At 42.7% G+C, this 6,368-nt stretch carries 5 protein-coding genes and 4 tRNA genes; 3 read left to right on the plus strand and 6 right to left on the minus strand.

Translation table 11 applies throughout. The features are described 5' to 3' along the window. Nucleotides 1-180 precede the first annotated feature (180 nt). The 4 genes from R7P67_RS22735 to R7P67_RS22750 form a co-directional block, all read right to left on the minus strand. A tRNA-Thr gene (locus R7P67_RS22735) sits at nt 181-256 on the minus strand. Nucleotides 257-269: 13 nt separating this feature from the next. Beyond that, nucleotides 270-344, minus strand: a tRNA-Gly gene (locus R7P67_RS22740). 35 nt (nt 345-379) lie between these two features. Beyond that, nucleotides 380-464: transfer RNA gene (locus R7P67_RS22745), tRNA-Tyr, on the minus strand. Nucleotides 465-500: 36 nt separating this feature from the next. Next, a tRNA-Thr gene (locus tag R7P67_RS22750) sits at nt 501-576 on the minus strand. A gap of 205 nt (nt 577-781) precedes the next feature. Here R7P67_RS22750 and coaA point away from each other — a divergent pair. Further along, a complete protein-coding gene (gene coaA, locus R7P67_RS22755; protein ID WP_005388683.1) occupies nt 782-1,705 on the plus strand; it encodes a type I pantothenate kinase in 924 nt (307 codons plus the stop codon). 7 nt (nt 1,706-1,712) lie between these two features. Here coaA and birA read toward each other — a convergent pair whose 3' ends face one another. Then, nucleotides 1,713-2,678, minus strand: coding sequence for a bifunctional biotin--[acetyl-CoA-carboxylase] ligase/biotin operon repressor BirA (gene birA / locus R7P67_RS22760; protein WP_053306557.1), 966 nt, complete (start codon nt 2,676-2,678; stop codon nt 1,713-1,715). Continuing rightward, complete coding sequence (murB, locus tag R7P67_RS22765) at nt 2,675-3,718, minus strand: UDP-N-acetylmuramate dehydrogenase (RefSeq protein ID WP_262654321.1); 1,044 nt, start codon at nt 3,716-3,718, stop codon at nt 2,675-2,677. Before murB ends, birA begins: the two co-directional genes overlap by 4 nt. A gap of 101 nt (nt 3,719-3,819) precedes the next feature. Here murB and R7P67_RS22770 point away from each other — a divergent pair, with 101 nt between their 5' ends. Both R7P67_RS22770 and pssA read left to right on the plus strand, forming a co-directional pair. Continuing rightward, complete coding sequence (locus R7P67_RS22770; RefSeq protein ID WP_017821963.1) at nt 3,820-4,251, plus strand: GNAT family N-acetyltransferase; 432 nt, start codon at nt 3,820-3,822, stop codon at nt 4,249-4,251. A gap of 71 nt (nt 4,252-4,322) precedes the next feature. After that, nucleotides 4,323-5,663 (plus strand): CDP-diacylglycerol--serine O-phosphatidyltransferase, encoded by a 1,341-nt coding sequence (pssA, locus tag R7P67_RS22775; RefSeq protein ID WP_104975670.1) that lies wholly within the window; start codon nt 4,323-4,325, stop codon nt 5,661-5,663. The last annotated feature ends 705 nt before the right edge of the window (nt 5,664-6,368 follow it).

The raw sequence follows: 6,368 nt of genomic DNA on the forward strand, positions 1-6,368 counted from the left end.
TGTTTTACCGTGGTCAACGTGGCCGATAGTACCAACGTTAACGTGCGGTTTCGTACGTTCAAATTTTTCTTTAGACATGAGTGGTCCCTCTAGGTACGGATTTAGGTGGCCCAAATTGACCACGCAACCAAAAAAAGATAATTGGTAAATCTAATATCAAAAGGAAATAAACTTGAGAGCTGGTGCTGATAGGCAGACTCGAACTGCCGACCTCATCCTTACCAAGGATGCGCTCTACCACCTGAGCTATATCAGCACTCAAATTAGAGTGGAGCGGGCAGCGGGAATCGAACCCGCATCATCAGCTTGGAAGGCTGAGGTAATAGCCATTATACGATGCCCGCAACACGTAACTCTGAGAGCTATTTCCTAAAGAATATGGTGGAGGGGGACGGATTCGAACCATCGAAGGCAGTGCCGGCAGATTTACAGTCTGCTCCCTTTGGCCACTCGGGAACCCCTCCAAATTTTCAAGCCATTCAGACTACTAAAGGAAAGAATGGTGCCGACTACCGGAATCGAACTGGTGACCTACTGATTACAAGTCAGTTGCTCTACCTACTGAGCTAAGTCGGCATAAGTGGTGCGCATTCTATTGAATGATTTTCTAGGTTGCAATAGTAATTTGAAAAAAAATCATAAATTTCGATTTTTTAGATTCGTTTGCTGCAAATTCGTACAAACTTAGCTTTTTTAAAGCAAACTTCGACCTTTGTCGTTTGCTTTGAAGTTCGCTTGATGTATGTTCTTGCTTCTATTAAACCAAGGATAAAAGAGACCCATGAGTCCATTTTTGTCATTTGACCGTGCAAATTGGGCCGAGTTAAGAAACTCTGTACCGATGACACTTTCTGAAGACGACTTGACTGCGCTTCAGGGCATTAATGAAAACCTAACCATGGAGGAAGCGGTAGAGATCTACCTTCCTTTGTCTCGTCTTTTGAATCTGTATGTCCAAGCTCGTCAAAGCCGCAATTCCGTATTACAACAATTCTTAAATACAGAGGAACATGCTCCCCCTTTCGTAATTGGTATCGCTGGCAGTGTTGCTGTAGGCAAAAGTACGACTGCTCGTATTCTAACGGCATTGCTTTCTCGTTGGGAGAATCATCCCAAAGTCTCCTTGGTTACAACAGATGGCTTCCTATATCCGAAAAAAGTACTAGAAGAACGCGGTATCATGCATCGTAAAGGCTTCCCTGAATCCTATGATATCAAGCGTTTAGTCGAGTTCATGTCTGACGTAAAGGCAGGAAAGCCCGATCTTGAAGTACCCATTTACTCTCACATCACGTATGACATTACTGATGAACTAAGAAAAGTGGATAGACCGGATGTTCTTATTATTGAAGGTTTAAACGTTCTGCAAAGTGGAATGGACTATCCACATGACCCGCATCGTGTCTTTGTATCTGACTTTTTAGATTTTTCAATTTATGTCGACGCAGAAACAGAGACCATTGAACATTGGTACGTAGAACGCTTTTTAAAGTTTCGCCAAGGGGCCTTTACGAAACCAGGCTCTTATTTTAGCCACTACACACAACTCTCTGTCGATGACGCAAAGAAAAAAGCAAAGCAAATTTGGCATGATATTAATGGGCTCAATTTAGAATTGAATATTCTTCCAACTCGTGAGAGAGCCCACTTGATTCTACACAAAGGCGTTAACCACTTGGTTGATAAAGTCTCGTTGCGAAAGTAATCGAAGCTTAGTCACTTTTACGCAACGAGATTTCACCACCAATATAAGTCTCTAGTCCTTGGGAGGTTTCGATTAATATTCCACCTTGATGATCGATGCCTCGAACGACGCCATGTACCTCTCTAGGCCCAATAAGCAGTTTGACCTGACGATTAAGGAAATTGTCTAACCGATTCCAACGTCCGATAAAGCCAGTAAGTCCTTTCATTTCATATTCGACAAGTGCGGAATTCCAATGCTTAATAAGAGTCATTGCTAGAACATTTCTATCGATCTTGAGACTCTGATTTACTTGGTTCAACGTGGTCCATGGCTGGTCAATCTCAGGCTGGTCGTCAGGCATTCCAATATTCAGGCCCATCCCAATCACTAGATGAGCAGCCCCACCGGCCTGACCCGACATTTCAACCAAGATTCCGGCCAGTTTTTTATCTTGATAATACAAGTCATTCGGCCACTTGAGTTTAACACCTTGCATGCCTACTTCTTCCAGAGCTTCCACTGCGGCAATCCCAATAACCAAGCTCAAGCCCATTGCCGCAGCCATTCCCGCATCCAGTCGCCAATACATAGAGAGATATAAGTTAGAGCCAAACGGTGAGACCCATTGTCTACCGCGGCGACCACGACCTTGCGCTTGATATTCAGCAATACAAACACGGCCCTTTTCCGAATCCGCGACTCTGTCGAGCAAATACTGGTTCGTTGAGTCAATCACAGGGACAAGTTCAACAAGTGACTCCGAGCTAGTGGTAAGGAGTGTCTCGTCTAACAACTGCAATGGTGAAGCTAATTGGTAACCGCGCCCTTGCACTCGATAAATATCAATACCCCATTCACTAAGACCTTTAATGTGCTTAGCGATTGCCGCTCTGGAAACATTAAGATCGTCGCCCAACGCTTCTCCTGAATGAAACTCTCCATCACTTAATAACTTTAAAATATGAAGTTTCGTAGAGTGATCTTTTCTCATCTAGATGCCTCGATCTGAGTCAAATTGGTCTCCCCGGTACGATTGAGAAAGCGTACTTCATGCTCAAGTATGATTTGGTATTTGTCCCATACTGTCTGCTTCACTAAAGAAGCAAGCGCGACAATGTCATCAGCACTACAATTATCTATGTTGGTCAAAACCAAAGCTTGCATAGGGTTGACCTGCGCACCATGTACAGACTTCCCTTTTAATCCACACTGATCGATAAGCCAACCAGCAGCAATTTTCATTCCTCCAGAAGCTGGGTAGGCCACTACGTTAGGGTATTTTTTTGTAAGTCGATCATAGTGATCTTGCGTGATCACTGGGTTTTTAAAGAAACTACCTGCGTTACCTATCTTGGTTGGATCTGGCAGTTTTGCCTTTCGCACTTGGCATACTCGTTCGAAGATAGAAGCAGGGCTGAGTTGTTCTTCTGGGATACTGTGTAAAGGACCGTACTGGTTAATCGGCTGCCATTGCTTCGCCAACTTAAGCCCTAATGCGGTGATAAAGCACTTTCCGTGCAACGCATGTTTAAATATGGAATCCCTATAGGCAAACTCACAGTCTTGGGCGTGCATTCTTTTGTTTTCAAACGTAGTTAGATCAAGAACATCTACATAATCACAGATGTCTTTTAGCTCTAGGCCATACGCACCAATGTTCTGAATAGGAGCCGAGCCAGCACAACCTGGAATCAAAGCTAAGTTCTCGATCCCACCGATCCCCTGATTCACACACCAGGAAACTAATTCAGGCCAATCTTCACCACCGGCAATATGTAATAGGTAGTGCTCATCCGTTTCCGTGACTTCTTTACCCATGATTCGATTAACAATCACTAATCCCTCAAAATGTTCTGTAAAAAGAACATTACTTCCTTTACCTAAAAAAAGTTTCGGTAAATGGGTGAATCTTGGGTTTTGAAATAGCTCAATAACATCTTCGAGCGACTCAACGATAGCTAAATAGGAACACGATTGTTCAATTCCAAAAGTATGGTAAGCCTTTAGGCTCGCATTTGTTTTAATTTGCATAGTAGGTTTGCAACACCAGATAAGATTCTCTTAAACTGTCGACATTCTACATTAGTTATCTTTTAACCGCAGTGACAATACCAGACTCATTAATCATAGAAGTGTTAAATCCCATCAAGCTCCCCCTCATTAAGAAACTATACAAAGCGTATTACCCTGCGGGTCGAGCCAAAAAGGATGAATTGATCATTACAGCAAGCCATAAGGGTGAAATCATTGCGTTACTACGTTTAAAAAGTGTAGATAAAGTTCGTCTGTTGACAGGAATGTTGGTCATTCCGAAAGTTAGGGGAACAGGGATTGGAAAAAAACTACTAACTCATTGTAAAAACAATGTTTTCACTGATGGCGATTATTGCTTCGCGTTTACACATCTCGAATCCTATTATTCCAAGCATGGATTCACAACAATTGATTGCTCTGAGCTACCACACCCGCTAAAAATGGCATTTCAACGTTACGTAGATAGCGGTAAAGATCTCATTCCAATGCAATTCATCTCTTCAACGACATCAAAACGCGTGCTTTTGTAGCCAGGTAAATCATATCTTTGATAAAATGGCAGGTTCGCAATATTGCACTAAACTAAGGTACTCATACCGATATGATAGTAAGTAGGAATCCATTCGAACAGTTGCCAAGTCTCGCTGTCAATCCGGAAGACTTTGATGTTCTGTATTCAGCAGAATCATTCAGAACCCGTCTTTTAGATGCGATCAGCAAAGCAACGTCGCGAATTTACCTAGTCGCTCTATATCTGGAAGATGATGAAGCTGGACGTGAAATTCTCACTGCGCTTTATGAAGCGAAACAGCGCAATCCTGGGTTGGACATCAATATCTGTGTCGACTGGCATCGAGCGCAGCGTGGCCTGATTGGTGCGGAGACATCTGAGGGTAATTCAGCGCTTTACAAAGCATATGCCAGTAAGTACCAACACCCAATCCCTGTCTATGGCATACCAGTGCGTGGCAGAGAAGTTTTTGGGGTACTGCATTTAAAAGGCTTCATTGTCGATGATACTGTTATCTACAGTGGGGCGAGCTTAAATAACGTTTATCTCCATTATCATGAACGTTATCGATTTGATCGTTACCATGTGATTCGACATGAACCTTTAGCGAATTCAATGGTGCAATTCATTCAGGAAGAAATGATTGCTCACCCTGCCGTTAATGATCTTGCAGGAAAAGATAAGCCAGAAACCAAAGAAATAAAGTCGGCGATTCGCCAACTGAGGGCTTCTCTTGCTCAAGCCAACTATAAGTTTGAAGACCAAGCTGCAACAGAAGAAAGTGTAAAAGTCACTCCGTTAGTTGGGCTAGGCAAACGCCGTAATCTGCTCAATCAACAGATTGTAAAGTTATTGGCAGCAGCCCAAGACGAAATTTTCATTTGTACGCCTTACTTTAACTTCCCTAAAGCACTTCATCGTGAAGTGAAACGAGCCATGAAGCGTGGTGTGAAAGTAACTATTGTTGTGGGTGATAAAACCGCCAACGACTTTTACATTGCACCTGAGGAAGACTTTAAAACTATTGGCGGACTTCCATATCTTTACGAAGTGAATTTGCGTCGCTTTGCGAAAGCCAATGAAGCGAATATCGCAGCACGTAAATTGTCAATTCACCTATGGAAGCATGACAATAACAGCTTCCACCTTAAGGGTATTTGGGTTGATAAACGCTATATGCTACTTACTGGGAATAACCTAAATCCACGTGCTTGGTCACTCGACCTAGAAAATGGGCTACTCATACAAGACAATTATGCGAAGCTCACTGAGAAGTTTGAAGACGAAGTTTCGCGTATTCTTGAGCATACTCACCTTATCTGTACTTATAAGCAATTAGAGAAAGTAGAAGACTATCCTATAGGGGTACAGCGACTGGTCAGAAAAATTACCCGCCTAAAGGCAGATGGTGTTTTAAAACGTATTCTTTAGACATCATTTCTCGCTCTAAAGTACGTCGAGATTTTTATACTAAGCCAACCGCTTTAGCAGTTGGCTTTTTCATATAATCCATTTGGAATACTTAACTATTTTCTAGTACCGCTAGTGAGCACATAACCACTTAGATCTAGAGCGACTCTCTTAATGGGTTTGAGCTTTGACGTTTGTGAGTATTCCGCATAGCTTACAGCCTCGAGCTAAGCTACCCCTCTCTGTTTTGGCGCTTCTTACCCCTTGGCGATATATTTTTTCTGAGACTCATCAAATGTTCAGCGTCGAAAATCATCACCTCGCTAATGAAGAGCTCCTTCAATCTTTCACCTTCCAATTCTTTTCAAGTCGTTTGATTTTTGAGCCAGGAGAGATTGGGGGTATATATGACGCTTTTCTGGATTATGCGCACAGTTCGTTTTTTCTTTCTCATCAAGATTCAAGCCGTTGAACGCCTTTGAATACCATAGATTACTTAGGTTTGTTTGTAGGTCATATTGTCTTTCCACAGCATCAACGGCCTATATTAATTAAAGCCTAGTGTGTAATCACGCAGAGTTCGCTTAGTAGGGATTATGGGGAGTAGTCTAATTAGGTGTAAACACACTTCAGGGAAACGCCGCAGTAGAAACGAAAAAAGCCTCAGTCTTTCGACTGAGGCTTAATATAAGTGGCGGAGTGGACGGGACTCGAACCCGCGACCCC

The organism is Vibrio sp. Vb0937 (assembly GCF_033338855.1).

Excerpts from the sequence above, each read along its gene's own strand:
- pssA (WP_104975670.1), top strand. The coding sequence starts at position 4,323 with ATGATAGTAAGTAGGAATCCATTCGAACAGTTGCCAAGTCTCGCTGTC.
- coaA (WP_005388683.1), top strand. The coding sequence starts at position 782 with ATGAGTCCATTTTTGTCATTTGACCGTGCAAATTGGGCCGAGTTAAGA.
- murB (WP_262654321.1), bottom strand. The coding sequence starts at position 3,718 with ATGCAAATTAAAACAAATGCGAGCCTAAAGGCTTACCATACTTTTGGA.
- birA (WP_053306557.1), bottom strand. The coding sequence starts at position 2,678 with ATGAGAAAAGATCACTCTACGAAACTTCATATTTTAAAGTTATTAAGT.